Origin of the sequence: Novosphingobium anseongense (assembly GCF_037482895.1) — a bacterium.
Taxonomy (GTDB): Bacteria; Pseudomonadota; Alphaproteobacteria; order Sphingomonadales; family Sphingomonadaceae; genus Novosphingobium; species Novosphingobium anseongense.
Genome location: NZ_JBBHJZ010000001.1, coordinates 1,257,168 through 1,282,089 on the forward strand (window position 1 = coordinate 1,257,168; position 24,922 = coordinate 1,282,089).

Consider the following 24,922-nt stretch of genomic DNA (forward strand, 5'->3'; position numbering starts at 1 on the left):
GCGGGAGAAGGGCTTGCCCAATTCCCCTACCCCGCCGCCTTGAAGATCTCCGCCCAGGCCGCCTCGTCGATCACGTCGATGCCGAACTTCTCGGCCTGCTTGAGCTTCGAACCGGCGCCCGGCCCGGCGACGACGAGGTCGGTCTTGGCGCTGACCGAACCGGCGGCGCGCGCGCCGAGGGCTTCGGCCTGGGCCTTGGCCTCGTCGCGGCTCATCGTCTCGAGCTTGCCGGTGAAGACCACGGTCTTGCCCGCGACCGCACTGGCCTTGGTCTCGACCACGTAAGGCGGCGGCGAGACTTCGGAGAGCAGGTCTTCCCAGACCGCGACGTTGTGCGGCTCGTGGAAGAAGTCGCCGAGCGCCTCGACCACGACGGGGCCGACGCCCTCGATCGAGAGCAGTTCGGCCTTGGCCTCGTTGGCGACATTCCCCTCGAGGTCGGCTTCCTCGATGCGCGCCTGCTGTGCGACCTCGCGCAGTGCGGGCAAGGTGACGAAGCGCTTCATCAGGTCGCGCGCGGTCACCGCGCCGACGTGACGGATGCCGAGGCCGAACAGCAGCCGCGCCGCGTCGGGCGTGCGCTTGGCCTCGATCGCCGCGAGCAGGTTGTCGACCGACTTGTCCTTCCACCCCTCGCGCCCGACGATCTCCGAGCGGCGCTTGCGCAGGCGGAAGATGTCGGCGGGGCTTTCGAGCCAGCCCTCGCCGAAGAATTCTGCGATCGTCTTGTCGCCGAGCCCCTCGATATCGAGCGCGCCGCGGCTGACGAAATGGCGCAGGCGTTCGGTCCGCTGCGCCGGGCAGATCAGGCCGCCCGTGCAGCGCACGTCGACCTCGCCCTCCTCGGCGACGGCTTCGGACTGGCACTCGGGGCAGTGGTCGGGGAAGTGGTAGGCCGCGCGCGGTTCCTCGCGCGTCAGATTCTCGACCACCTGGGGGATCACGTCGCCCGCGCGCTGGAGGACGATGCGGTCGCCCACGCGCAGGCCGAGCCGGCCGATCTCGTCGCGGTTGTGCAGCGTCACGTTGGTGACGGTGACCCCGCCGACGAGCACGGGCTTGAGCCGCCCCACCGGGGTCAGCTTGCCCGTGCGGCCGACCTGGATGTCGATCGCCTCGATCGTCGTTTCGGCCTTTTCCGCGGGGAACTTGTGCGCCATCGCCCAGCGCGGCGCCTTGGCGACGAAGCCGAGCCGGCCTTGCCAGTCGAGGCTGTCGACCTTGTAGACCACGCCGTCGATGTCATAGGGCAGGTTCGGTCGCAGCTCGCGAATGCTGCGGTAATGCTGCAGCACCTCCTCGACCGTGGCGCAGCGCACGAGCAGCCGCGAGACGGGCACGCCCCACTCGGCGATCTGGCCCATGACGCCGAACTGCGTCGCCGCGGGCACCTCGCTGACCGCGCCCCAGCCGTGCGCCAGGAAGCGCAGCGGGCGCCTGGCGGTGATGCTCGCGTCCTTCTGCCGCAGCGATCCCGCCGCAGCATTGCGCGGATTGGCGAACTGGCGGACCTTGGCCGGATCGAAGTCCTCGCCCTTGCTCTCGGCGAGCGCCCGGCCCTCGGCCATCAGTTGTTCGTTGAGCGCGAGGAAGGCGGCCTTGTCCATATAGACCTCACCGCGCACCTCGAAGACCGCGGGCGGCTTGATCGCGCCGTTGCCGCGCAGCTCCTGCGGAATGTCGGGAATGTGCGCGACGTTCGGCGTGACGTCCTCGCCGACCTGACCGTCGCCGCGCGTGGCCGCGCGCACCAGCTTGCCGTCCTCGTAGCGCAGCGAGCACGACAGGCCGTCGATCTTGTCCTCGGCGGTCATCGTCACCGGCGCGTCCTCGGGCAGCGCCAGGAAGCGGCGGACGCGCGCGACGAATTCCTCGACCTCCTCGTCGGAGAAGGCGTTGTCGAGGCTCATCATGCGAACCTCGTGCGCCACCTTGCTCAGCGGCGAAGCGGCGATCTCGTGGCCGACCTTGCGGCTCGGGCTGTCGGCGCGGATCAGTTGCGGGAAGGCCGCCTCGAGTTCGGCATTGCGGCGCACGAGCGCGTCGTACTCGGCATCGCTGATCTCGGGCGCGTCCTCGGCGTGGTAGAGCCGGTCCGCGCGCGCGATCTGCCTGGCAAGCCGCATCAGTTCGTTGGCGGCTTCGGCCTCGGGGATCTCCATCACACGCCCTCTAGCAATCGGTCGGCCTGCGCCCTTGCCTCAGCCGTGATCTCGGCGCCAGAGAGCATGCGCGCGATTTCCTCCTGGCGGCCGGCGGCGTCGAGCAGGGCCACGCCGGTGCGGGTGACCGTGCCCTCGCTCGACTTGGCGATGACGTAGTGGCGGTTGCCGCGCGCCGCGACCTGCGGACTGTGCGTGACCGCGAGGAGCTGGCCATCCGACGCCAGTCGCGCCAGACGATCGCCGATCGCCGAAGCGACGGCGCCGCCGACGCCGCGGTCGATCTCGTCGAAGATCACCGTCGCCGCGCCGCCCTCTTCGGCGAGCGCGACCTTGAGCGCGAGGATGAAGCGCGAGAGCTCGCCGCCCGAGGCGATCTTGTTGAGCGGGGCGAAGTCCGCGCCCGGATTGGTCGCGATGAGGAATTCGACCGCGTCCATGCCGCCGGGGCCCCAGCGGTCTTCGGGCAGGCGCAGCACGGCCGTGCGGAAGCGCGCGGCGTCGAGCTTGAGCGGCGCGAGTTCGGCGGCGACCGCCTTGTCGAGCCGCTGTGCCGCCTCGATGCGCGTGACCGACAGCGCCTCGGCCTTGGCGCCATAGTCGAGCGCGGCGACCTGCGCGGCCTGTTCGAGCCCGGCGATCTCGGCCTCGCCGCCCTCGATCGCGTCGAGCGCGGCGCGCATCGTCAGCATGCGGCCGGGCAGATCGTCGACCTGGCAGCCGTGCTTGCGCGCGGCGGCGCGCAGCTCGAACAACCGCGTCTCGATGCGATCGAGCGCGGCGGGATCGAACGACAGCGCCTCGACCGCGCGACCGATGCGGTCCTCGGCCTCACCCGCCTCGATCACGGCGCGATCGAGCGATTCGAGCGCCTCTGCCAGCAGCGGATGCTCGCCGGCGATGCGATCGAGCCGCCGCGCCGCGCCGCGCAGGGCCGCGAGCGCCGAATCCGATCCGCTCCACAGATGCTGGAGCTCGGCGAGATCGTCGGAGAGCTTCTCGCCCTTCTGCATCGTCGCACGCTGCTCGGCGAGCTCTTCCTCCTCGCCGGCTTCGGGCGCGAGCGTGGTCAGCTCGGCGAGATGCGCGAGCAGCAGATCCTGGTCCGCCGCGGCCTGTTCAAGCCGCCCGCGTGCCGAGGCCAGCGCCTCCTCGGCCGCGCGCCAGGTGCGCCAGGCCGCCTCGAGCCCGGCAGCATCGGCGCGCGCATAGCGATCGACCAAAGCGCGGTGCCCGCGCGGATTGACCAGACCGCGATCGTCGTGCTGGCCGTGCAGCTCGACAAGATAGCTGGCCAGCTCGCGCAACAAGGCGACGCCGACGGGCTGGTCGTTGAGGAAAGCCTTGGAGCCGCCATCTGCCTTGAGCTGGCGCTTGACGATCAACGGCTCGCCCGGCTCGATCTCGATCTCCGCATCGTCGAGCAGCTTGGCAATACCGGACGGCAAGGCCGCGAATTCGAAGCTCGCGGTGACGCTCGCCTTGTCCTCGCCCGCGCGGACCAGGCCGCTGTCGGCGCGGTTGCCCAGGACGAGCCCCAGCGCATCGAGCAGGATCGACTTGCCCGCGCCGGTCTCACCGGTGAGCACGCCGAGACCGCGCGCGAAATCGAGGTCCAGCGCCTCGATCAGGACGATGTTGCGGATGGAAAGGCGGGTCAGCATGTTCGCGGGACGTTCTAGCTCAGCGAAATCAGATCGTCACTCGACTTCGACGCCTTCGAAAGGCGGCACGAGTTGGATCGGATCGGCGAGCGAAACCTTGTCGAGCATGGCGGCCATCTCGTCGCGCAGGGTCAGCATCAGTCCGCGCAGGCGGCATTCGGCCTCGGGCAGGCAGTTGTTGCAATGCTCGTGCGCATTGCGCGCGGCGCAGGGCACGAGCGCGAGGCTGCCGCGGGTCAGACGGATGATGTCGCCATAGCGGACGTCGATCGGGTTCAGCGCCAGCTCGTAGCCGCCCTCGCGACCGCGGTGCGAGATGACCAGGCCTTCGCGCACCATCTCCGAGAGGATCACGGTGAGGAACTTGCGCGGAATGTTCTGGGCTTCGGCGATGGAATCCAGACGCACGGGTCCCTGCCGCCAGGTGTCGGACAGATGCTGCAATGCGCGGATCGTATAGCGAGTCTTCTGCGAAAGCATGTGCCCGCACTCAGCGCGCCCCAGTCGGAAATGTCAACTTGGGGAGTAGAAAGTCCTGAAGAAAATCAGCTCGCAGTGGTGCCCGGCGCGTGCTGGCTCATCAGCTCGTAGGCTTTCTTGTACCACTCGCTGTCGGGATAGTTGTTGCCGAGAACGGCCGCGGCCTTCTGCGCTTCCTCGGGCACGCCGAGCGACAGGTAGGTTTCGACCAGGCGGAACAGAGCCTCGGGCGCATGGCTGGTCGTCTGATAATTGTCGACGACATTGCGGAAGCGCAAGGTCGCGGCGACCCAGCGGCCCGTGCGCTCGTAGAGCCGGCCGATCGTCATTTCCTTGCCCGCAAGGTGATCGTTGACGAGATCGATCTTGAGCCGCGCATCGCTGGCATAGCGCGTGTTGGGATAGCGGCGCGTGACTTCGGTCAGCGCGGTCTTGGCCTGGAGCGTGATCTTCTGGTCGCGGGTCACGTCGCTGATCTGCTCGTAATAGCAGAGCGCGATCAGGTAATAGGCGTAAGGCGCGTCCTTGTTGCCCGGATGGATCGACAGGAAGCGCTGCGACGACTGGATCGACTTGGTATAGTCGCGCGCCACGTAATAGCTGAAAGCGCTCATCAGCTGCGCGCGGCGCGCCCAGGGCGAATAGGGATGCTGGCGCTCGACCTCGTCGAACAGAGCTGCCGCCTGGCGGGTATCGCCACGATCGAGCCGGGACTTGGCCGCCGCATAGAGCGTATCGACGTCGCGCGCGACATAGGCGGTATCGCGGTTCTTGCCCCCGCGCCCGCCGCAACCCGCGGTGAGCAGCATGGCGCCGGTGGCGATGGCAAGGACGGTGAGTTTCAGCGGCGATCGATCGAGCATGGCGGGGTCTATAACCAGCGGTGTGCTGAACGCCAAGTGAAGTTGCGAAGGGTGTCTACAGCCACGAACCTACCGCAGCGCCAGCATCGCCGTCAGGCTCGCGCCGAAATCGCGCCGCGCCCAGAGATCGAGGAAATTGGTCGAGACGTGAAGAAAGCCGCGGACCACAGGATCGCGGTCGATCAGCGGGTCGCGCGGGCCGGCCGCCTGTGCCGCTTCGGGCAGGCGCGCGGCGAGCAGCGCGGGGAAATCGAGCATCAGTGCGAGACCGAGCATGGCGACCGACAGGTCGAAATGAATATCCAGCAGGTCGCGCGGCAAGTCGGGTCCGCCATGCCCCGCGAGTTCGCGCGCGAACAGGGTCAGCAAATCGTCGAGATGCGCCGCGATCATCGTGCCCTCTGCGGCCGAGAGCCCGCCCCAGAGACCGTAAGCGAGGTTCATCTGGCGGGCCATGCCCCAGTCGAGCAGGCCGCAGCGGAGCACGCCGCCCGCGTCGCGCCAGAACCAGGCGTTGTCGATGTTGGTGTTCCAGTGGGTCAGCGCGACGAAGCGCGGATCGGCGTGGAGGAAGCGGCGCACGGCAGCCTCGTGGCGGAGCAAAGCCAGAGCGTCGCGTTCGAGCCGCTCGACGAAGCCAGGATCGCGGACCGCGGCCGGGAAGAGCTGCGGGCTGCCCTGCACCAGCGCGCCGATCGCGGCGACCTTGGCGCGGATCTGTTCGGGCCCCTGCGGGATCGGCAGGTCGGCGGCGGCGGCGGTCCGGTCCCACGGGAACAGCCGTTCGAGTTCGGGCGACAGCGCGCCCCGATGCTGCGCAGCGGCGAGCGCCGCAAGCGCGGTCACGGTCGCCTGGTAGTGTTCGAGCGCGTTGGTCAGCTCGTGATCGCGGCACTTCGCGCGCAGCGGTTCGAGACCCTGTTCGCCAAAGGCGATCTGCTGGGTGATGAGCAGGCCAGAACCGGTGTCGGGATCGAAGTCGGCAAAATAGGGCCTCGCCACCGCAACCGGGAAAGACGACAGCCGGGCGAGTTCAGCAAGGCGCACTTCGGCTTCGAGCTCGTAGCGCCGGCGATCCCGGAAAGCGTCGGCGAAATCGCGCGACAGCTTGACGAAAAGGTCGGTGTGCAGCGCGGGATCGGGCTGCGCATATTCGACCGACAGCAGCAGCTTCTGCCCCGAATTGCCGGCATGACACGGCTCGACCGCAACGAACCGCGCAACGGCGTTGTCTGACGGCAGCGAGCCGAAGGCGTGAAACGCCCGCGTGAGGAACTCGGCACCGGCCTCGCGCAGCGCCGCGGGATGGCTCGGCATCGCCAGACCCGTGGCCCGGCCGGTCGCGAAGTCTTCGATCATGTCAGTCCTCGCCGTCGACGATCGCCTGCAGCGAACGCGCGAGCCAGCGAAGCGAATGCTCGGGGATCGTCTCTGGATAGAGCCCGTCCATCTGGATGACGAAGCCGGTCATAAGCGAGAACATGTCCATCGCGCGCTCGAGCGCATGCGGCGGGCCGAGCCAGTCGACCAGCGGCTGGATCATGTGTTCGCGCGATACGCGGCGCGCGATCTCCTTGGCCTCGGGATCGGCCAGCGCCGTCACCAGCATGACGGTGATGTTCGTGTTGCTGCGCTCGGGGATCAGCCGCGCCATCGCCTCGCCGAAGCCGATCTTCTGCCAGGTGAACACGGAATTGGTGCGCAGGACGTGGACCAACGCCTCCTCGAACAGCGCCGCCTTGGAACCGAAGTAGCGGCTGACCAGCGAGGGTGCGACCTGCGCCTCCACCGCGATCTCGCGGAGCCCGGCCTGGGCATAGCCCGAGCGCGTGAAGACGTCGGCGGCCGCCGCGAGGATGCGCGCGCGCGTCTGCTCGAGATTCCGGCGCTTCGGCTCGGGCTTGGCGGCGAGAACGGACTCCATCGCCCCGGCCTATCAGAGTGCTTCCCGTTGACAAGGTATCGTAAGTGGCCGATTGACCACTTATTGGGATTTTGGGGAGAACGGCCGTGGAAAATGCGGTCAGCAAGAAGACCTATTGCCGCATCTGCACGAACCAGTGCGGCATGGTGATCGATGTCGCCCGGGACGAGGCCGGCATCGAGCAGATCGTCAAGATTCGCGCCGACCGCGAGCATCCGCTGAGCCAGGGCTATTCCTGCCCCAAGGGTCGCGCGATCGGCGGCATCCACCATCACCCCGATGCGATCACCCGCCCGATGATGCGCAAGCAGGGCGCACTGGTGGAGGTGAGTTGGAACGAGGCGCTCGACGATATCGCCGCCAAGCTGCGCGGCGTGATCGACGCGCACGGGCCCAACGCGGTGGGCGTCTATTTCGGCAGCGGGCTGGGCATGGACGCCTCGGGCTATCGCCTGGTCGATACGTTCTACAAGGCATTGGGAGCCCCGCCCAAGTTCTCGCCGCTGACGATCGACGGCACGGCCAAGCTGCTCGTGGCGATGCAGGTCGGCGGGTTTCCCGGGCTCAATCCCAAGACCGACGACAAGGCCTGCGACATGCTCGTCTATGTCGGCACCAACCCGATGGTCAGCCACGGCCATAACACCGGCATGTTCAACCCCGCCGGACCGATCCGCGCCATGGCCAAGCGCGGCGAGGTCTGGACGATCGACCCGCTATTCACCGAGACCGCCAAGTTCTCGACTCGTCACGTCCAGCCCTATCCGGGCAAGGACTATGCCGTGCTCGCCTGGCTGGCGCGCGAGATCATCGACGGCGGGCCGATGACGCCGGCGCAGCCGATCCAGGGTCTGGAAGAGTTGCGCGCGGCGCTCGCCGGCTTCGACCTCGCAACGGCCGCGCAGATTGCCGGCGTGCCCGAACAGGACCTGACCGACCTCCTCGCCGCGGTCCGCCGCAAGGGCCATGTCACGATCGAGACGGGAACCGGCGTGACCATGTCGCGCAGCGCCAACGTCACCGTCTGGCTCGGCTGGGTCATCAATATCCTGACCGGGCGGATGAACCGCGCAGGCGGCACCTGGTTTCACCCGGGCTTCATCACCCAGTTCGACTCCTTCGAACTGCCCGTGCTCGACGATCCGTTCACGCCGGGCGCGCCGACCATGCCCGAAGTCTCGGGCATCTTCGGCGACTGGCCCTGCGCGGCGCTGCCCGGTGAGATCGAAGCGGGCAATATCCGCGCGCTGATGAACTTCGGCGGCGCGCTGCTGCGCTCGTTCCCCGATGCCAACGTGCTGACGCCGCAGCTCGAAAGCCTCGACCTCCACGTCACCTTCGAGATCATCGCCAACGAGACGACCGCGCTCTCGACCCATGTGCTGCCGACCAAGGACCAGGTCGAACGCCCCGACATCGCCTTCTGGGACACGCTCTCGGGCAGTTTGTCGATGCTGCATACGCCGGCGCTGGTCGAACCGCAGGGCGAACGGCGCTCGGCCTGGTGGGTGATCGCGCAGATCATGAAGCGCGTCGGTTTGCCCCTGCCCGACTACGTGCCCGAGAGCGATCTCCAGCAGGGCGCCGACGAGGCGATGCTCGCCGCGCTGATGCCCCATGCGCGCGCCAGCTACGAAGAGGTCGCGGCAAACGGCGCGGTGGTGCTGCCGCTGGAGTTTCCGGGCATCTGGGTCGATGCCCACATCGAACGCATGGGCGGCTGGAAGCTCGCGCCGCCGGCGCTGGTCGGCTTCTGGCAGGAACTGCGCGCCGAGGACCAGGCCGCGCTGGGCCAGCCGCGCCCGCTGTGCTTCATCTCGCGCCGCCAGCGCCGCAAGTTGAACGCTGCGCTGAGCTTCCTGGGGAGCCCCGCGGACATCATCCTCCACCCCGCCGATGCCGAGGCCAACGGCATCGCCCACGGCGACGCGGTGCGCGTGAGCACGAGGCGCGGCGAGATCGTGCTGACCGCGAACGTCAGCGATACGATCCGCCGCGGCGTCGCCTCGATTCCGCACGGGCACGAGGCAGCGAACGTCAACCTGCTGACCAGCGTCGAGGAGGTCGATCGGCTGACCGGCATGGTGCTCTATACGGGGATCCCGATCGCGGTGGAGCCGGTGGCGGCCTGAGCCACCGCGCTCACTTCACCTTGTAGGCCCCGTACTCCGCGGGCGCTATGCCGGTCTGCTCGCGGAACGAGGGCGCGAACTGACCGCCGAGGTCGGTGATGCCGTAGTGCTTGGCCATGTCCGCGCCGACCAGGGTCTTGCCGTTGTAGTCGAGCAGCTTGGGATCGTTGAAGAGCGCCCATGCGACATGACCGGTGAGGCCGGTGGACTCGAGCTGGCCTTCGAGGTGTTTGAACTTCTCGGGCTCGGCCGCTATCATCTCGAGCAGGCGTTCGGAGGTCAGCGCGCCCATCCAGATCGACACGGCGGCGACCTTGGAACCGGCATCGGCGAAATCGACGCCCATGTCGAAGGCCATCTTGTCCAGGCCGGCCTTGTGCGCGCCATAGGCGGGGCCGAAGCAGTAATGCATGGCCCCGGGCGACGAGGTGAACAGGATCAGGCCGCCCGTTTTTCCATTTTGGCCCTGCCTCACCATATGCGGCGCGACGTGCCACGAGGCGACGAAGCCCGAACGCACGCCGACGTTGATCATGTCGCCGATCTTGAGCGGCTTTTCCCAGAAGTTTCCGGGCATCGACAGTTCGTCGTAGATGGCGCAGGCGTTGTTGATCAGGATGTCAACGCGGCCTTGCTCGGCGATGACCTGCTCGACCAGCGCGCCGACCTCCTCGTCCTTGCTGCTGTCGCAGGCGACGGCGATACCCTTGCCGCCGGCCGCGGTGACCTCGGCGGCGGTGGCGTGGATCGTCCCCGGCATCGAGGCGTCGCCTTCCTTCTGCGAGCGCCCCGTGACGTAGACCGTGGCGCCATGCGAACCCAGCGCCGTGGCGATCCCCCTGCCCGCGCCGCGGCTCGAACCGGTGACGATCGCGACTGGTGGCTGGCTCATACTGCTCTCCCTGAAAAGATTCGTCAGGTTGTTAGCGGGATGCGCACGGGACGGTCAATGCCGTCCCGGCACTTCGCCAACCTTCTGGGAAGCCTCAGGCGAAGGCTTCCTCGCCTTCGAGCTTGGTGCGCATCATCAGGCGGCCCGACTTGTGGTCATAGGGCAGCGCGCGGTGCATGGTGCCGGTGTTGTCCCAGATCACCATGTCGCCGAGCTTCCAGGTGTGGCGGTAGGAGAAGCGCTCCTGCGTCGCCCAGTCGCGCAGACGGACGAGCAGCGATTCACTCTCGGTCGGGTCCTTGCCGAGCACCGAAAGCGCGGTCGCGCCGAGCACCAGCGACTTGCGGCCCGAACGGTGCTTCCACACCAAGGGCAGCGTGTTCTTGCCGCGCGACTGCCACTGCTGGAGCAGGGCATAGCTCGGCTCGGGGTTCACGTAGAGCTGCGAACGCCACATCGCATGGTCGACCTGCAGGCCCTCGATCTGCGCCTTCTCGTCCTCGGGCAGTTCGTCCCAGGCGGCATAGGTGTTGCAGAAGTCGGTCTCGCCGCCGACGGGCGCTAGCGCACGCGCGCTCATGATCGAGGCGAGGATCGGCTTGTCCGACATCGTCCCGTCGAGGTGCCAGAAGAAGGCGCCCTTGAGGTATTCGGCGATCGGGTTGATGCTCGAATCCATCGTGATCGGATAGACCGCATCCTTGCCGCCGGCCGCCTCACCATCCTCGTGCGCGAAAGTGCCGAGCGTGTGGGTGAAGGCGATCTGCTCGTCATCGGTCAGGTTGATCTCGGGGAAGACGATGACCCCGCGGCGCTCCATGAGCTCACGAATTTCGCTCGCGCGCTCGCCCGAAAGCAGCGTCGCCTTGTCGGTGTGGATGGCCGAGCCGATCTTCGGCGCGACGTCGGTGACTTCCCAGCGTGAGGATACGGCTGTCGCCATCTTCGTGTTCTCCCATAAGCCTTGCGGGCCTTGTTGTTGAACACTTGTACAGCGCGACGCGCGCGAGCGTCAACGCGAAACGGCCGCCCTCTCGCGAGGACGGCCGCTGCGAACGTTGCGAACGAAGGCGCTCAGACGAGCGGCTCTTCGCCTTCCAGCTTGGTGCGCACCATCATGCGGCCCGTGGCGGGATCATAGGCTTCGGCGCGGTGCATCGTGCCGGTGTTGTCCCAGATGATCATGTCGCCGACCGACCACTCGTGGCTGTAGACGAACTGCTCCTGCGTCGCCCACTCGCGCAGCCAGTTGAGGATGCGGACGCTCTCGAAGTGGTCCTTGCCGACGATCGTGTGCGCGGTGTTGCCGATGACCAGCGACTTGCGGCCGGACTCGTGGTTCCAGACCAGCGGGATCTCGACGTCGCCGATGCTCTGCATGCGCTCGAGCAGTTCCTGGTTGGGCTCCGGGTTCCAGTACATCAGGGTCGGCCAGGCGCCGTGACGGACGCGGTAGCCGTCGAACTCGGCCTTCTTGTCCTCGGGCAGCGCGTCGTAGGCGGCATAGGTGTTGGCGACGCCGGTGTTGCCCGTACCCTTGGGCGACGGAACGACACAGCGCAGCAGCGAGGCGCGGATCGGCATCTGGTTCATCGTGCCGTCGATGTGCCAGAACAGCGAACCCTTGAGGTAGATCGCCGAGCTCGGGTTGACCTTCTCGTCGAGGGTGATCGGGTGGACCTTGTCCTCACCGCCCTTGTCGGTCATCTCCGGCGCGAAAGTGCCGAGCGTCTTGGTGAAGGCGACCTGCTCCTCGTCGGTGAAGTTGACCTGCGGGAAGACCAGGACGCCGCGCTGCTCGAGCAGATCGCGCAGCTCTTCGGCGTTTTCGCCGCGGAGCAGCTCTTCCTTGCTGTTGAGAATGCGGCTGCCGATCCCGGGCTTGATGTCCTCGACGGAAAGGCGGGTCTTGGCGGCGGTGGCCATGGCGAACTCCGATCAATGAGAAAAACGAACTGCTCGCGTCTATTTCTGCCAAGCAAGGCTGGCCGTCAAGGACGCCGAGGCGATCACTGTGATCGTGTACAGTTTAATTTGATCTGAATTCGAAAAGCGATTTGCTCAGCCCAGAGGCTCCTCGCCGGCAAGCTTGGTGCGGACCATCAGACGGCCGCTGTCGGCCGGATAGGGCCGCACGCGGTGCAAGGTCCCGGTGTTGTCCCACATCACCGCGTCGCCGCGCGACCAGCTATGCGCATAGTGGAAGCGCTCCTGCGTCGCCCATTCGCGCAGCCAGACGAGCAGTTCGAAGCTCTCGAGCGGGTCCATGCCGACGACGTTGACCGCGGTATTGCCGATCACCAGCGAGCGGCGGCCCGAACGGTGCGTCCAGACCAGCGGCAGGGTCCGGCGCGGCACCTCGAGCCATTGCTGCAGCGTCTCGTAGCTCGGCTCGGGATCGACCGCGCGCTGTGCGCCAGCCATCGCGTGGACCGCCTGCAGCCCCGCAATCTGGCGCTTGCGCGCTTCGGGCAGCGCCTCCCAGGCGGCATAGGTGTTGCAGAACTCGGTCTCGCCGCCGCTTTCCGACAGGACCTTGGCGCAGAGGATCGAGGCGAGGATCGGCGCGGCGTTCATGTAGCCGTCAAAGTGCCAGAAGAACGAAGCGCGGGTGTAGTCGGCGCTGCGGCCGCCGGCGGGGTCGATAGAGATCGGCGTGACGCCCTCGTCGTCACGATCGGGCGCATAGGTACCGAGCGTCTTGGTGAAGGCGACCAGTTCGGCCTCGGAGAAATCGATCCGCGGGAAGATCAGGACGCCACGCTCTTCGAGCAGCGCGCGCAGCTCCGCGGCATGGCCTCCCGAGAGCAAGGCCGGCTTGTCCGCCAGCACCTCGGCGCCGATCGCCGGCTTGATCGCACGATGGTCGAGCCGGTTCGCCGCCTCGCTGGCCATAGCCTCTCTCCCGAACTGGACGGGCTCAGCCTTGGCGCAGGGCCTCCGCCAGTTCGGCGCTTTTCTCCAACGGCGGCGCGAGCTTGTCCAGCCATTGCTCGACGAAGGCGCGCGCCTCGTCGTGGCCCGAGGTCACGCCGAGCCCGCCTTCCATGACCAGCGCGCGGCCGATGCCCGCGAGCACGAGGCTGAGCCCCGCCGGCGGCACGCCGTCGGGACCGGCCAGGCGTTCGCCCAGCAGCTTGGTGAAAATCTCCACCTCGCGCTGGCGCATCGCTTCGCAATGCTCGGCCATATGCGCGCGCACCGCCTTGCGGTGGTTGGCGAGCGCCATGAATTCGAGCGCGATGGCGATGCGGCTGGTGTCGGTCAGATAGGCCCAGAGCGCGCGGATCGGATCGTCGGAGAGCAGCGCCTCTTCGATCATGCGGTCGCTGTGCTCGGCGCCGTGACGCGAAACCGCGAGCAGCAGGTCGTCGGTGGTGGTGAAGTAGTAATGGACGAGCGAGGGCTTGAGCCCGGCCTTGGCCGCAACCCGGCGCGTGCTCACGGCGGCATAGCCTTCGTCGCGGATCAACTGTTCGGTCGCATCGAGGATCAGCGCCCTTGTCGCCGAATTCTCCGCTCCAACCCTGCGTGGCGTGACTGCCATCCAAAACCCCTGACTACGGGCTCCATCACCTAGGACCACGGGCGCTCAAGTCAAGGAAAGCGGGGCTCGCACCTGTGGGCTTTGCCCGCGGAAGCCTGCGACATCGCCCCCACGAGCATAGCAAACTCAGTGCGCTTCCAACCGCCAATCATGCTTCGGCCGGCCCATCGTCGCCATGGCCACAGCACCGATCGTCATCGCCACCATCACCGTGACGAGCAGGCCGTCGTAATTGCCCGAGCGGTCGTGCAGCCAGCCCGCGACATAGGGACCGATCGCGGCGTTGATCGCGCCGAAGGTGATGATCGCGCCGAAGAGCGCAGCAAAGGCACGCAAGCCGAAATGCCGCGTCGCGAGATAAAGGGCGACGTCGATCTCGGCGCCCGTGGCGATGCCGAAGCAGGCGACCGCCAGGGTCAGCAGCAGCACGCTGGGCGCGTCGAGCAGCAGGATGGCGCAGCCGATCACCGGCAGGAACTGGGTGGCGGCGCCGAGCAGGCCCCCGGGAAAACGATCGAGCAGGAAGCCGACGGTGAGACGCGCGACGATACCGACGAGGCCCATGACCGAGGCGATCCGCGCGGCCTGCATCGGCCCGATCCCGGTCTCGCTCAGCAGCGGCACGAGATTGGCCGACATCGCCATGTTGTAGAGCGAAAAGGCCCCGAAGGCGACGAGCAGCCGCCAGAACGCGGCCGTGCGCATGCCTTCGCGCAGGGTCAGGCCAGGCACCGGTCCGGCGACGACCTGCGCCGCCTCGCCCGGCTTGCGACCGTCCCTGAAGAACAGGAACACGACCGGGAAGGTCGCGAGGATCCAGACGCCAGCGACACCGACGAAGCCCACGCGCCAGCCGTAGTCGCCGATCAGCCAGGTCGCCAGCACGGGCACGACCGCGGCGGTGATCGGCGTACCCGAGAGGGCGACTGCCATGGCGAGCCCGCGCGAATGGTCGAACCTGGCGGCGACGGCGCTGGTCCAGACGGTCGACTGCACGAGCACCACGCCGACCGCGAGGACCATCCAGAGCAGCGACCAGTTGAGCAGCGTACCCGTCGCCGTGGCGAGCAGCGCGAAGGAGCCCGTCTTGACCAGCAGCCCCGTCAAGGCGACGCGGCGCGGGCCGAAGCGATCGACGATCATGCCGATCAGGATGTTGAGGAACACGCCCACCGCGTTCGACAGCGAGAGGCCGATCATCACATCGGTCCGCGTCCAGCCGAAGGCCTGTTCGAGATGCGGCACGAACGGGCCGATGCCGTAGCTTTGCAGCCCGATCGTCGAATAGCCGACGAGAGCGGCCAGGGTCAGCGGCCAATAGGCGCGCCATTCGACCGCGCCTGCCTTGCGATCTCCAGCTTGCATCAGTGTCCGAGGCTCCAGTCGTGCTTGGGCCGGCCCATCGTCGCGATCGCCACGGCGCCCGCGCCCATCAGCACCATCAGCACCATCAGCATCTGGTCGTAGCCGCCCGAACTGTCGTGCAGCCGGCCGGCGATGAACGGTGCCGTCGCGCCGCCGAGCGCGCCCGAGGTCAACAGCGCCCCCATCAGCGAAGCAAAGCTCTTGAGCCCGAAATGGCGCGATACCAGGTAGAACACGACGTCGTATTCGGCGCCGATGGTGATGCCGAAGCTGGCCACGGCGAGCGCCAGGACCAGATAGCCGGGCACGTCGACCAGCATCAGGCCACAGCCGATCACCGGCAGGGTGAAGACCACGGTACCGAGGATCGTCGCCGAGAAGTGATCGAGCAGGAAGCCGGCCGATATCCGCGCGACGATCCCGACGATGCCCATCAGCGCCGCGAGTTGCGCGGCTACCAGCGCGGTCTGCCCCTTCTCGCTCATCAGCGGCACGAGATTGGGCGCGATCGACATCGTATAGAAGGCGAAGGCGAAAGCCGCGACCATCAGCTGCCAGAAGGCCCGCATGCGCAGCCCTTCGCCGATCGTGACGCCGGGCAGGACGGCAAGCGCGGCGGGTGCTTCGGCCTCGGCGGGCCGCGTCTTGCGGGCCTGCCTATCCTCGTCCTGCCGGCCGTGGAAGAACAGGAACACGACGGGCAGCGCGACCAGCAGCCAAATCCCGGCAACGCCGGCAAGCGCCAGCCGCCAGCCGTATGCGCCGATCAGCCAGGTCGCGAGCACGGGCACGATCGCGGCGCAGAACGAAGATCCACTGAGCGTCACTGCCAGGGCCAGCCCCCTGCCCTTGTCGAAGCGGCTGGCGACGGCGCTGGCCCAGACGTTGGCCTGGGCGAGCACGGCGCCGAAGGCAACGAGCAGCCAAAGCAGCGACCAGTTCAGCATCGTGCCCGTCGCCGTGGCCAACATGGCGATGGCGCCGGCCTTGACGACGACGCCGCCCAGCGCGACGCGCCGCGGCCCCACGCGATCGGCGAGCACCCCGACCGCAAAGTTCAACAGGACGCCGATCGTGTTCGAGATCGTCAGGCCAAGCATCACTTCCGAGCGCGACCAGCCGAAGGTCTGCTCGAGCGGCGCAACGAAAGGCCCGATCCCATAGGTCTGGATCGCCATGGTCGAATAGCCGATCCCGGCGGCGATCGGCAGCAGCCCGTGCCGCCGCCATTCGCCCAACGCCGTCAACGGCGCGTCCTGTTTCATTGTCCTCTCCCGCGCGTCCCGCACGGTTAAACGAGACGGCGGCCCCTTTGGCAAGGGACCGCCGCCGTTTTGTTCCGCTCGGGGAAAGACTTAGCTGCCGAAGTGGATCTTCACGCGCATGCCGTACATCCGCGGTGCGCCGAGGAGTATCCATTCGGCCCCCGACGACGCGAGGCCGTTGCTCGAAGCCACCCAATACTTCTCGCCCGTGACGTTGGTCGCGAACACCGCAAGATCGACGCCGCTGCCGGCGATCGAGTTCCAGTTGAAGTTGAGGTTCAGCAGGTCGGTCGCCGGCGCGATGCTGGCGTTGTAGGGGATCGCGCCCTGGGCGAAGGCGCGATCGTTGCCGTGGTTGCTGAACTGCTTGTCGGTATGGGTGAAGGTCGCCCCGAACGAGACCTTCCCGACCTCCTCGGAAAGCGGCAGCGTATAGGTCGCGGTCAGGGTCACGCGGTTCTTCGGTGCGAAGGGCAGGATCGTGCCTTTCGCGAAGCCGCTGGCCTGGTCGCAGTTGAACGCGGCGTTGTTGCAGTTCGTCACGGTACCGCCGCCCTGAACGACCTTGGCGTCGAGATAGGCATAGCCCAGGTCGAAGCGCCAGGAATCGCCGATCATCAGCGAGCCATCGACCTCGACGCCCTTGAGTTCGGACCTGCCGACGTTCTGGATGCCGTTGATTCCCGTCGGCGCCGGCGCCGTGCAGGTCGCACGGCCGCCGGTATTCGGCACGCCGTTGGCGTTGGTCAGCGGCAGGCACTGCGGGATGAACACCGAGACCTGCTGATCCTTGAACTTGTTGAGGAAGGCCGCGAAGTTCAGGTTGCCGCGCACGTCGCCGCTGTTGAAGCTGGTCTTGGCGCCGAGCTCGAAACTGTCAACGTATTCGGGCTGCCAGGCCTCGAACTGCAGGTTCGCCTCGTTGACGCTGCCGCCGCGATAGCCGCGCGCGTACTTGGCATAGAGCAGCGTGTCGGGATCGGGCTTGAAGTCCAGGTTGATCAGCCAGGTCGGCTTGCTCGAACGGGTCTGGAACGAACGGCCGATGCCGCAGGCACCGTTGGTCAGGACGGCCGCGGTGGCGCCGCCTGCCGGCTGCGCCGCGCGGGCGCAGCGATAGGTCAGCACGCCCGTCGCCGCGTTGCGGATGACCTGGATGTTGTCCGCTTCCACCCGCACCCGGTCCCAGGTGTTGCGGATGCCGCCGGTGATGGCGAACTGCTCGGTCAGCTTGAACGTCGCCTGGGCGTAGAGGCCGTAATTCTTGTAGAAGTAATTGTTATGCGCGATCGAGATGTTGCCCAGCGCGCTGCAGCGGAAGGCCCAGACATCGGCCTGATTGACGCAGTTCGACAGGATCGCGGTATATTGGGTCTGCTGCTTGTTGGGCGCGCTGTGCTCGAGATAGCCGCCGACCTGCCAGACCAGCTTGTCGCCCGCCGTATGACCCTGGAGCTGGAGCTCCTCGCTCAACGTCCATTGATCGCCCTGTCCGCCGTCGGGACCGGGATTGGTGATGACGAAGGACCGGGGAACGGTATCACCGGGCAGCAGGAAGGCGTCGCCCGAAAGGTTGAACGAGTACGATTCCTTCGCCTTGCCGTAGCTGAAGATGTTCTTGACGGTGATCTCGTCGCTCGCGCGCCAGGTCGTCGTGTTGATGGCCTGCCAGGTCTCGTTCTTGACGAAGGAATTCTGGTTGTTGTTGGCGACGTCGTAATAGCCGTACCGGGCCGCGGTCTGCCGATCGAGCTCGGTGCAGTTGGCCGCGCGCGAGGTCAGTGCCGTGCCGATATTGCCGTCCGAACCGGCCACCGTACCGCGGTTGCAGTAGGCATATTTGCCCATGTAGCCGTTGGTGTCGGACTTGGCCCAGCTGAAGATCGCGTAGTTCTCGAGATCGGGAGTCAGATCGATCACCAGGCTGGCGCGCGCTGCCCAGTAGTCGATGTCGTTGAACGTGCTCGGCCCCACCCCCGAGCGGTTGCGGATGTAGCCATCGCGCTTGTTGCGATCCACTGCGACGCGGAAGCGGATGCTGTCGCTCAACGGCACGTTGAGCACGCCCTGCACGCGCCACTGATCGTAGTTGCCGATCGTCCCTTCGACATTGCCCTCGAACCGGTCGGTCGGCTTCTGCGGCACGAGCAGGATCGCGCCACCGGTGGTGTTGCGGCCGAACAGCGTGCCTTGTGGGCCTTTCAGCACCTGGACGTTCTGCAGGTCCATCATCTGGCCCACGCCGGCGCCGTTGCCGCTGGTGATGTTCGAGGACAGACGCGGCGCCGTGGCTTCGGCGAAGTAGACGGCGACCGAGGGCGCCGTGTTCAGATCCTGCGAGAAGCCGCGGATCGCGAAGCTCGACTTGTCGGGGCCGTAGCGGCCGTTGACCGTCAGCGACGGCGTATAGGTCGCCAGGTCGGTGCTGTTGACGATGTTGCGCGCGGCGAGCTGCTCGGGATTGTAGACCGTGATCGAGATCGGCACGTCCTGCAGGCGTTCGTCCATGCGACGGGCCGTCACGATGATGTCGCCGGCGCTGGCCTCGGCCGCCTCCTGGGCGAAAGCCGGTGTCGTCATGACCACGGTCATGGCCGTTGCCGCTAAAGCAAAGTTCCTCGTGCTTTTCATTTTATCCTCCCCACTATCCCCGCCGGTCGGCCGCTTTCCGCAGCTGTCGCTCGTGCTTGGTACGATGCGCAGGATCGGGCGGTTTTCCGCCCACCTTCCCAACCGATTTCTTGCTTTTCGCATCGGTTTTTTGGCCTTTATTCGTGAGGTGTCAAGCAACACTTGGAACTTTAGTCCCATGTTTCCGACGGGCGGGCGGCGCACCGGCTTGACCCCAAACGAAAAAGCATCGTGCTGCTTGGGGACCCTGCCCGCCGAACCGGTCGAACGGAGCGAAAAGCGACTGCCCGGCGATTGACACGGCGGCCTGCAATTGGGAGCTTCGCGCAAAAGGGAGAGAGGATTGCCAGAAAAGCTGCCGGCTACGGCCGCAACCGAGTGGCGCGCCCACTGGACCGTGGTGCTCGCCGCCGCGGCGGGCGTTTCGCTCTCCGCCGTCAGCGTCTCGTCGCTCGGGGTGATGATGGAGCCGATCGAGCAGGAGTTCGGCTGGAGCCGGACCCAGATCTCGCTCGGAACCTCGCTCGTCTCGTTCATGGCAGTCCTGCTCGCCACGGCGGTCGGCCTGGCGATCGACCGGCTCGGCGCCCGCTTCGTCGGCATCGTCGCGGCGGCGCTGATGTGCGCGGGCGTGTCGCTGATGTCGGCTGTCGCGGGCGAGCTCTGGCAATGGTGGAGCCTCTGGCTCGTGGTCGGCCTGGCCGCCTCGGCCATGCCCACGGTCTGGCTGCTGCCCGTCACCAGCCTGTTCCAGTCGGGCCGCGGCCTGGCCGTGGCGATCACGCTCTGCGGATCGGGCATCAGCACCTCGCTGATCCCCATCGTCGCCAATGCCCTGCTCGCCGAATATGGCTGGCGCGGCGCCTATCTCGGACTTGGCGCGATCTGGGCGGCGGTCGTGCTGCCGCTGGTCCTGCTGTTCTTTCGCAGCGCCCCCAAGGCACCCGTCGCACCGAGCAGGACGGCGGGAGAGGCGCTCGAGCCGATGGCGCCGCTGCCCGGCCTGACCGCGCGCGAAGGCTTCGCCTCGCCCAAGTTCTACAAGCTGGCGCTCGCGGCGTTCCTTTCGATGTCGGCCGGCGTCGCGCTGATCCTGAACCTGGTGCCGGTCCTGCGCTACACCGGTCTCACCCCGGCGAATGCCGCCGCCGTCGCCGGGGTGATCGGCCTCGCCACGATCGTCGGTCGCATCGCCGGTGGCTGGCTGATGGACCGCATGAGCGCGGGTACGATCGCAGCGCTATCCTCGGCCGGGGCGATCGCCCTGCCCGCGCTGCTGCTGATCGCGCCGGGATCGGTCATGGCAGCCACCGCGGGCGTCGCGATCTATGGCCTGCTCGGCGGCGCCAAGGTGCCCGCGGTCGCCTACCTCGCCAGCCGCCATTTCGGCGCGCGCGCCTTCGGCACGCTCTATGGCGCGACCAACACGGCGATCGCGCTCGGCGTCGGACTCGGCCCGCTCGCGGCCAACTACGTCTACGACCTGACCAAGTCCTATACCCCGGTGATGTGGACCGCGGTGCCCTTCCTGGCGATCGCCGCGCTGCTCTATCTGTCGCTCGGGCCCTATCCGGATTTCACGAAACAGGAGGCCGCGGCCTGATGGCGACGACGATTCCGGGCTCGGCGCTGGCCGAATGGCGCAAGCACTGGCCGCTCGTCGCCGCGACGATGATGGGCATGTCGCTGGCAGCGTTGCTGACCTCGGTCTTCGGCGTGATCCTCGGCCCGATCGAACAGGAATTCGGCTGGACCCGCGCCGAGATCTCGTCGGGTCCCGCCGTGGTCTCAATGATAGGGCTGTTCCTGGCGATCCCCGCCGGCCACCTGATCGACCGCTTCGGCGCCCGGCGCTGCGGGCTCGTCGTGATCGCCTGTTCGTTCGCCTCGATGGCGGCGATGTCGGCGATCGGCAACCAGCTTTGGCAATGGTGGGCCTGCTGGGCGGTGTTCGGCATCGCCGGCTCGTTCACCTCGACCGTGTGGATGGCGCCGGTCTCGACGATCTTCCATTCGGGCCGCGGCATGGCCATCGCGCTGACCGTCTCGGGCACCGGGATCAGCATGACCCTGGCCCCGGGCATCGCCGAATGGTTCGTCCAGCATTACAGCTGGCGCACCGGCCTGCTGGCGTTGGGGGTGATGTGGTGCGCGGCGGTCCTGCCGCTGGTCCTGGCTTTCGTACCCAACCACGTCGCCCCAGTGGAGGAGGCGGAAGAGGCCCTGGCGCCCGTGCAGGATCGCAACGTCGGCCTGACCCCGCGCGAGGGCTTTGCCTCGCCGACGCTCTACATCCTGTTCTTCGCCTCGTTGCTCTCTGCCATGACCGGCGTGGCGCTGATCCTCAACCTCGTGCCCGTGCTGACCTTCACCGGACTGACGCGTACCGAGGCGGTCACGATCGCCGGATCGATGGGGATCGCCTCGATCGTGGGGCGCATCGTCGGCGGTTACCTGATGGACCGCTACGACGTGCGCCGCCTGGCGATCGGCGCCTGCGTGGTCTCGCTCGGCCTGCCGCTATCGCTGCTGCTCGGCGCGGGTACCTTCTGGGCGGCGATGGCCGGCATCGTCGCCTATGGCCTGACCGGCGGGATGAAGATGAACGCGATCGTCTACCTGGTCAGCACGCACATGGGCGCGCGGAGCTTCGGGCTGTTCTACGGCGTCATCAGCATCACCACGACCGTCGCGATGGGCATCGGCCCGCTGATCGCCAATCACATCTACGACGTCAGCAAGTCCTATACGCCGGTGATCTGGGCGACCGTTCCGGGCTTCATCCTCGCGGGCGTGCTGTTTGCAACCCTGGGGCCCGCCCCTGCGCTGACAGCGCGCGACACGCCGTAACCCTCAGCCGTCTTTCTGCTGCATCAGGTTGCTGATGCGCCGGCCCAGTTCCTCGACCGCGAAAGGCTTGGTCAGGACCTGCATGCCGCGTTCGATATGGCCGTGGTTGAGTACGGCATTTTCGGCATAGCCGGTGACGAACAGGATGCGCAGGCCCGGCCTGAGCTGGCGCGCGCGTTCGGCCACCTGGCGGCCGTTGAGCCCGCCGGGCAGGCCAACGTCGGTAACGAGGAGATCGATGTCGGGCGTGTTCTCGAGGATCTGGAGCCCGGAGGGACCGTCGCCCGCCTCGAGGCAGCCATAGCCGAGATCCTCGAGCGAATCGACGATCAGCATCCGCACCATCGGCTCGTCGTCGATCACCAGCACTGTCTCGCCCGAACGCGGCGCAGCGGCGGCCGCTTGCTCGCGCGGCTCCTCATCTTCGCTCGGCCCGTCGTGACGCGGCAGGTAGATGCAGACCATCGTGCCCTGGCCGATCTCCGAATAGATGCGGACGTGACCGTGGCTCTGGCGCGCGAAGCCGTAGACCATCGACAGCCCCAGACCCGTGCCTTGGCCGATCGGCTTGGTCGTGAAGAAGGGATCGAACACGCGCTCGAGATCCTCCTTCTCGATGCCGGTGCCGGTGTCGCTGACGCAGATCGTCACGTACTGGCCCGGATCGAGCCGGTGCTGCGCGGCGGCGCGCGCGTCGATCCAGCGGTTCGAGGTCTCGATCGTGATGCGGCCGCCCTCGGGCATGGCATCGCGGGCGTTGATGCAGAGATTGAGCAGCGCGTTCTCGAGCTGGTTCTCGTCGACCAGAGTAGACCACAGGCCGCTTGCCGCGACGGTCTCCACCTTAATGCTCGGACCGACCGTGCGCCGCACGAGTTCGGCGAGTTCCTGCAGCAGCGAATTGGCCAGCAGCGGCTTGGGCGAGAGATTCTGCCGCCGCGAAAACGCGAGCAGGCGGTGTGTCAGCGCGGTCGCGCGACGGGCGGCACCCTGCCCTGCCTGGAGATAGCGCTCGACATCGGTGGTACGGCCTTGCGCCAGACGCGTGCCGATCATCTCGAAGGCCCCCGAGATTCCCGCCAGCAGATTGTTGAAATCGTGTGCCAAGCCGCCGGTGAGTTGGCCGACGGCCTCCATCTTCTGTGCCTGGCGGAGCGCCGCTTCGGCCTCCTCGCGCTCGGCCAGCGCTTCGGCGACCCGCGCCTCCAGCGTCTCGTTGAGCTCGCGCAGCGCGGTCTCGGCCTGGACGCGTGGGGTGATGTCCTTGAACAGGACCGCAACCTGGTTCTCGCTGCCATCGCCGACGCGGTAGGCAGAGACTTCGAGGTGATGGCCGGTCGCGACGATCTCGCGCTCGAAGCGGATCGAACGGCCGCTCGCAAGGACGCCGCCGTATGTCTCGACCCAGCCGTCGGCCTCGTCACCGACGAGATCGCGCACCTTCTGGCCGACGACGTTCAGCAAGCCGGCGTTTCGCTCGTAGGCCGGGTTCGCCTCGACATGGACGTAGTCGCTGAGCGGGCCGTGCGGACCATCGATGAATTCGATGATGCAGAAACCCTCATCCATGGACTCGAAGAGCGTTCGATAATGCTCCGCATTGCCCGAAAGACCTGGCATCCCCGCTCGCCCTCTGCACGTTCCATCCGCGCCCGATCGGCCGCGCTCCGGCGAAAACGACCGGAATGGTTGTTTGTGCCATCGTCGCCGGTCGGAGTCAGTTATTATTTGTGAACTGCGCCACCCCGTTCCCGTCGGGGCGGCGGCAGAATCATCGAGAATGCCGGTCTATTTGACGTCCCAGACCAGCGGCAGGTTGCGGATCGAGAGAAGGCCGGGAAACACCGAAGTGTCGCTGCCCGGCTTGGCGCGGAATTCGGGAATACGCTTGAACCACTCGTCGAGCAGCAGGCGCAACTCGCGCCGGGCGAGATGCCCGCCGAGGCACGAATGCACGCCGCCGACCAGGGTGAAGTGGCGGTTGCCCTTGCGCGTGGGATCGAATTCGCGCGGGTTCTCGAAGCGCGCCGGATCGAAGTTGCCCGCGGGGTTGAGGCAGGAGAAGCTGTCGCCGGCCTTAACCTGGACGCCGTGCCACTCGAAGTCCTTGATCGCGCGGCGCGCCGACGAGAGGATCGGCTGGGTGCGCAGGAATTCCTCGACCGCGCCGTTGATCAGCTCGGGATTGTCGCGCAGCCGGGTCTGGATCTCGGGCTGCAGCGCCATGCGGCGGAACATCTGGGCGATCGTTGCGGCGACCGTGTCGAGCCCGCCGAGCCAGAGAAACCAGACCATGCCGATCTTCTCGTCATCGGTGAACTTGCGCCCCTTGATGTCGCCGTGGACGATCGAGGAGGTGAGGAACTGGTCGGGGTTCTTTTCCTTTTCGGCGATGAACCCGCGCAGGAAATCGAGCACGCTGCGCAGCGCCCACTGCATCTTCTCGAGGCTGCCCGAATGGAGAATGTTCCACTCCCATTCGAGGAAATCGTCGAACATCTCCTTGGGGAAGCCCATCATGCCCATGAAGATGCGCACCGGGAACACGCGGGCGAAATCCCAGGCCATGTCGACCTCGCCCTTGTCCTCGATCTCGCCGATCATCTCGTCGAGCACTTCGCGGATCATCGGCTCCATCACGCGGGTGATCGTCGCCGGGCCGAGGAACTGGGTGAGGAACATGCGGTAAGGCGTATGCTCGGGCGGATCGAGGCCGAGCGGGATCGACGGGAAGGTCTCGCCGATCAGCCGCTGGAACTCGGCCGTGCCCTTGTTCGAGAAATGCTCGTTGTCGCAATAGACGCGGTCGATGTCCTCGTAATGCGTGACCACCCAGTTGCCGGTGGCCGAGCCGCCCGCGATCGCGCCCAGGCCGCCGGCGGCGGGCGGGTTGAACAGCAGGCGCGGGATGTTCTGGCCCGCCAGCCAGCCCATGTGCTCGTAAGGATCGACCTGATCGTTGGGCACGCCGCCCATCGTCCACGACAGGTCGACGATCCGGTCCTTGGGCACGTGCGAAGGCGCATCGGGGAAATCGACGCGGATATCGTCGAGGCTCTTGGGATGCGGTGCGGTGGCGGTCGACGCAGACATGATCTTCTCCCTTATTGGAGAGGTGCATGCCACCAACCCGCCTTGCGGGCAATC

Annotated in this window: 20 protein-coding genes; 4 read left to right on the top strand and 16 right to left on the bottom strand. The window is 67.0% G+C overall.

Going from position 1 to position 24,922, the window contains the following annotated elements:
* Nucleotides 1–26: 26 nt before the first annotated feature.
* The 6 genes from ligA to WG901_RS06060 all read right to left on the bottom strand — a co-directional run bounded on the left by ligA (nucleotide 27) and on the right by WG901_RS06060 (nucleotide 7,093).
* Nucleotides 27–2,162 (bottom strand): NAD-dependent DNA ligase LigA, encoded by a 2,136-nt coding sequence (gene ligA / locus WG901_RS06035; RefSeq protein WP_339586103.1) that lies wholly within the window; start codon nucleotides 2,160–2,162, stop codon nucleotides 27–29.
* Nucleotides 2,162–3,826, bottom strand: coding sequence for a DNA repair protein RecN (gene recN, locus WG901_RS06040; protein ID WP_339586104.1), 1,665 nt, complete (start codon nucleotides 3,824–3,826; stop codon nucleotides 2,162–2,164). The genes ligA and recN overlap by 1 nt, the downstream gene beginning before the upstream one ends.
* A 36-nt stretch (nucleotides 3,827–3,862) precedes the next feature.
* Nucleotides 3,863–4,306: an RrF2 family transcriptional regulator gene (locus WG901_RS06045; RefSeq protein WP_339586105.1), complete on the bottom strand. Its 444-nt coding sequence runs from the start codon at nucleotides 4,304–4,306 to the stop codon at nucleotides 3,863–3,865.
* 65 nt (nucleotides 4,307–4,371) lie between these two features.
* Nucleotides 4,372–5,169, bottom strand: a complete 798-nt coding sequence (locus tag WG901_RS06050) for an outer membrane protein assembly factor BamD (protein WP_339586106.1) — start codon at nucleotides 5,167–5,169, stop codon at nucleotides 4,372–4,374.
* A gap of 69 nt (nucleotides 5,170–5,238) precedes the next feature.
* Nucleotides 5,239–6,528 carry a hypothetical protein gene (locus tag WG901_RS06055; protein WP_339586107.1) on the bottom strand — a complete coding sequence of 430 codons (1,290 nt, stop codon included), beginning with the start codon at nucleotides 6,526–6,528 and terminating at the stop codon, nucleotides 5,239–5,241.
* 1 nt (nucleotide 6,529) lies between these two features.
* Complete coding sequence (locus WG901_RS06060) at nucleotides 6,530–7,093, bottom strand: TetR/AcrR family transcriptional regulator (RefSeq protein WP_339586108.1); 564 nt, start codon at nucleotides 7,091–7,093, stop codon at nucleotides 6,530–6,532.
* Between the two features lie 86 nt (nucleotides 7,094–7,179).
* On the opposite strand from WG901_RS06060, the gene WG901_RS06065 reads away from it, so the two are divergent.
* Nucleotides 7,180–9,225: a molybdopterin-containing oxidoreductase family protein gene (locus tag WG901_RS06065; RefSeq protein WP_339586109.1), complete on the top strand. Its 2,046-nt coding sequence runs from the start codon at nucleotides 7,180–7,182 to the stop codon at nucleotides 9,223–9,225.
* 10 nt (nucleotides 9,226–9,235) lie between these two features.
* Here the strand turns inward: WG901_RS06065 and WG901_RS06070 are convergent, their stop codons facing one another.
* From WG901_RS06070 to WG901_RS06105, 8 genes are all read right to left on the bottom strand, one after another.
* The gene (locus tag WG901_RS06070; protein ID WP_339586110.1) at nucleotides 9,236–10,117 is read right to left on the bottom strand and encodes an SDR family NAD(P)-dependent oxidoreductase; all 882 of its coding nucleotides are present in this window, start codon (nucleotides 10,115–10,117) and stop codon (nucleotides 9,236–9,238) included.
* A 94-nt stretch (nucleotides 10,118–10,211) separates the two neighbouring features.
* Nucleotides 10,212–11,060 (bottom strand): TauD/TfdA dioxygenase family protein, encoded by an 849-nt coding sequence (locus tag WG901_RS06075; RefSeq protein ID WP_339586111.1) that lies wholly within the window; start codon nucleotides 11,058–11,060, stop codon nucleotides 10,212–10,214.
* A 131-nt stretch (nucleotides 11,061–11,191) separates the two neighbouring features.
* Nucleotides 11,192–12,043 (bottom strand): TauD/TfdA dioxygenase family protein, encoded by an 852-nt coding sequence (locus WG901_RS06080; RefSeq protein WP_339586112.1) that lies wholly within the window; start codon nucleotides 12,041–12,043, stop codon nucleotides 11,192–11,194.
* 135 nt (nucleotides 12,044–12,178) lie between these two features.
* Nucleotides 12,179–13,012, bottom strand: a complete 834-nt coding sequence (locus WG901_RS06085) for a TauD/TfdA dioxygenase family protein (protein WP_339586113.1) — start codon at nucleotides 13,010–13,012, stop codon at nucleotides 12,179–12,181.
* Between the two features lie 25 nt (nucleotides 13,013–13,037).
* Nucleotides 13,038–13,664 carry a TetR/AcrR family transcriptional regulator gene (locus WG901_RS06090; RefSeq protein WP_339586114.1) on the bottom strand — a complete coding sequence of 209 codons (627 nt, stop codon included), beginning with the start codon at nucleotides 13,662–13,664 and terminating at the stop codon, nucleotides 13,038–13,040.
* Between the two features lie 126 nt (nucleotides 13,665–13,790).
* Nucleotides 13,791–15,029 (bottom strand): MFS transporter, encoded by a 1,239-nt coding sequence (locus tag WG901_RS06095; RefSeq protein ID WP_339586115.1) that lies wholly within the window; start codon nucleotides 15,027–15,029, stop codon nucleotides 13,791–13,793.
* On the bottom strand, nucleotides 15,029–16,294 hold the full coding sequence (locus WG901_RS06100; protein ID WP_339586116.1) for an MFS transporter: 1,266 nt from the start codon (nucleotides 16,292–16,294) through the stop codon (nucleotides 15,029–15,031). Before WG901_RS06100 ends, WG901_RS06095 begins: the two co-directional genes overlap by 1 nt.
* Before the next feature lie 90 nt (nucleotides 16,295–16,384).
* On the bottom strand, nucleotides 16,385–18,886 hold the full coding sequence (locus tag WG901_RS06105; protein ID WP_339586117.1) for a TonB-dependent receptor: 2,502 nt from the start codon (nucleotides 18,884–18,886) through the stop codon (nucleotides 16,385–16,387).
* On the opposite strand from WG901_RS06105, the gene WG901_RS06110 reads away from it, so the two are divergent.
* The 3 genes from WG901_RS06110 to WG901_RS06120 are packed head-to-tail and all read left to right on the top strand — an operon-like array spanning nucleotide 18,873 to nucleotide 21,775.
* On the top strand, nucleotides 18,873–19,223 hold the full coding sequence (locus WG901_RS06110; protein WP_339586118.1) for a hypothetical protein: 351 nt from the start codon (nucleotides 18,873–18,875) through the stop codon (nucleotides 19,221–19,223). The genes WG901_RS06105 and WG901_RS06110 overlap by 14 nt on opposite strands.
* A gap of 45 nt (nucleotides 19,224–19,268) precedes the next feature.
* Nucleotides 19,269–20,528, top strand: coding sequence for an MFS transporter (locus tag WG901_RS06115; RefSeq protein ID WP_339586119.1), 1,260 nt, complete (start codon nucleotides 19,269–19,271; stop codon nucleotides 20,526–20,528).
* A complete protein-coding gene (locus tag WG901_RS06120; RefSeq protein WP_339586120.1) occupies nucleotides 20,528–21,775 on the top strand; it encodes an MFS transporter in 1,248 nt (415 codons plus the stop codon). The genes WG901_RS06115 and WG901_RS06120 overlap by 1 nt, the downstream gene beginning before the upstream one ends.
* 3 nt (nucleotides 21,776–21,778) lie before the next feature.
* Here the strand turns inward: WG901_RS06120 and WG901_RS06125 are convergent, their stop codons facing one another.
* Nucleotides 21,779–23,344 carry an ATP-binding protein gene (locus WG901_RS06125; RefSeq protein ID WP_339586121.1) on the bottom strand — a complete coding sequence of 522 codons (1,566 nt, stop codon included), beginning with the start codon at nucleotides 23,342–23,344 and terminating at the stop codon, nucleotides 21,779–21,781.
* Between the two features lie 219 nt (nucleotides 23,345–23,563).
* On the bottom strand, nucleotides 23,564–24,868 hold the full coding sequence (locus WG901_RS06130; RefSeq protein ID WP_339586122.1) for a cytochrome P450: 1,305 nt from the start codon (nucleotides 24,866–24,868) through the stop codon (nucleotides 23,564–23,566).
* Nucleotides 24,869–24,922 lie beyond the last annotated feature (54 nt).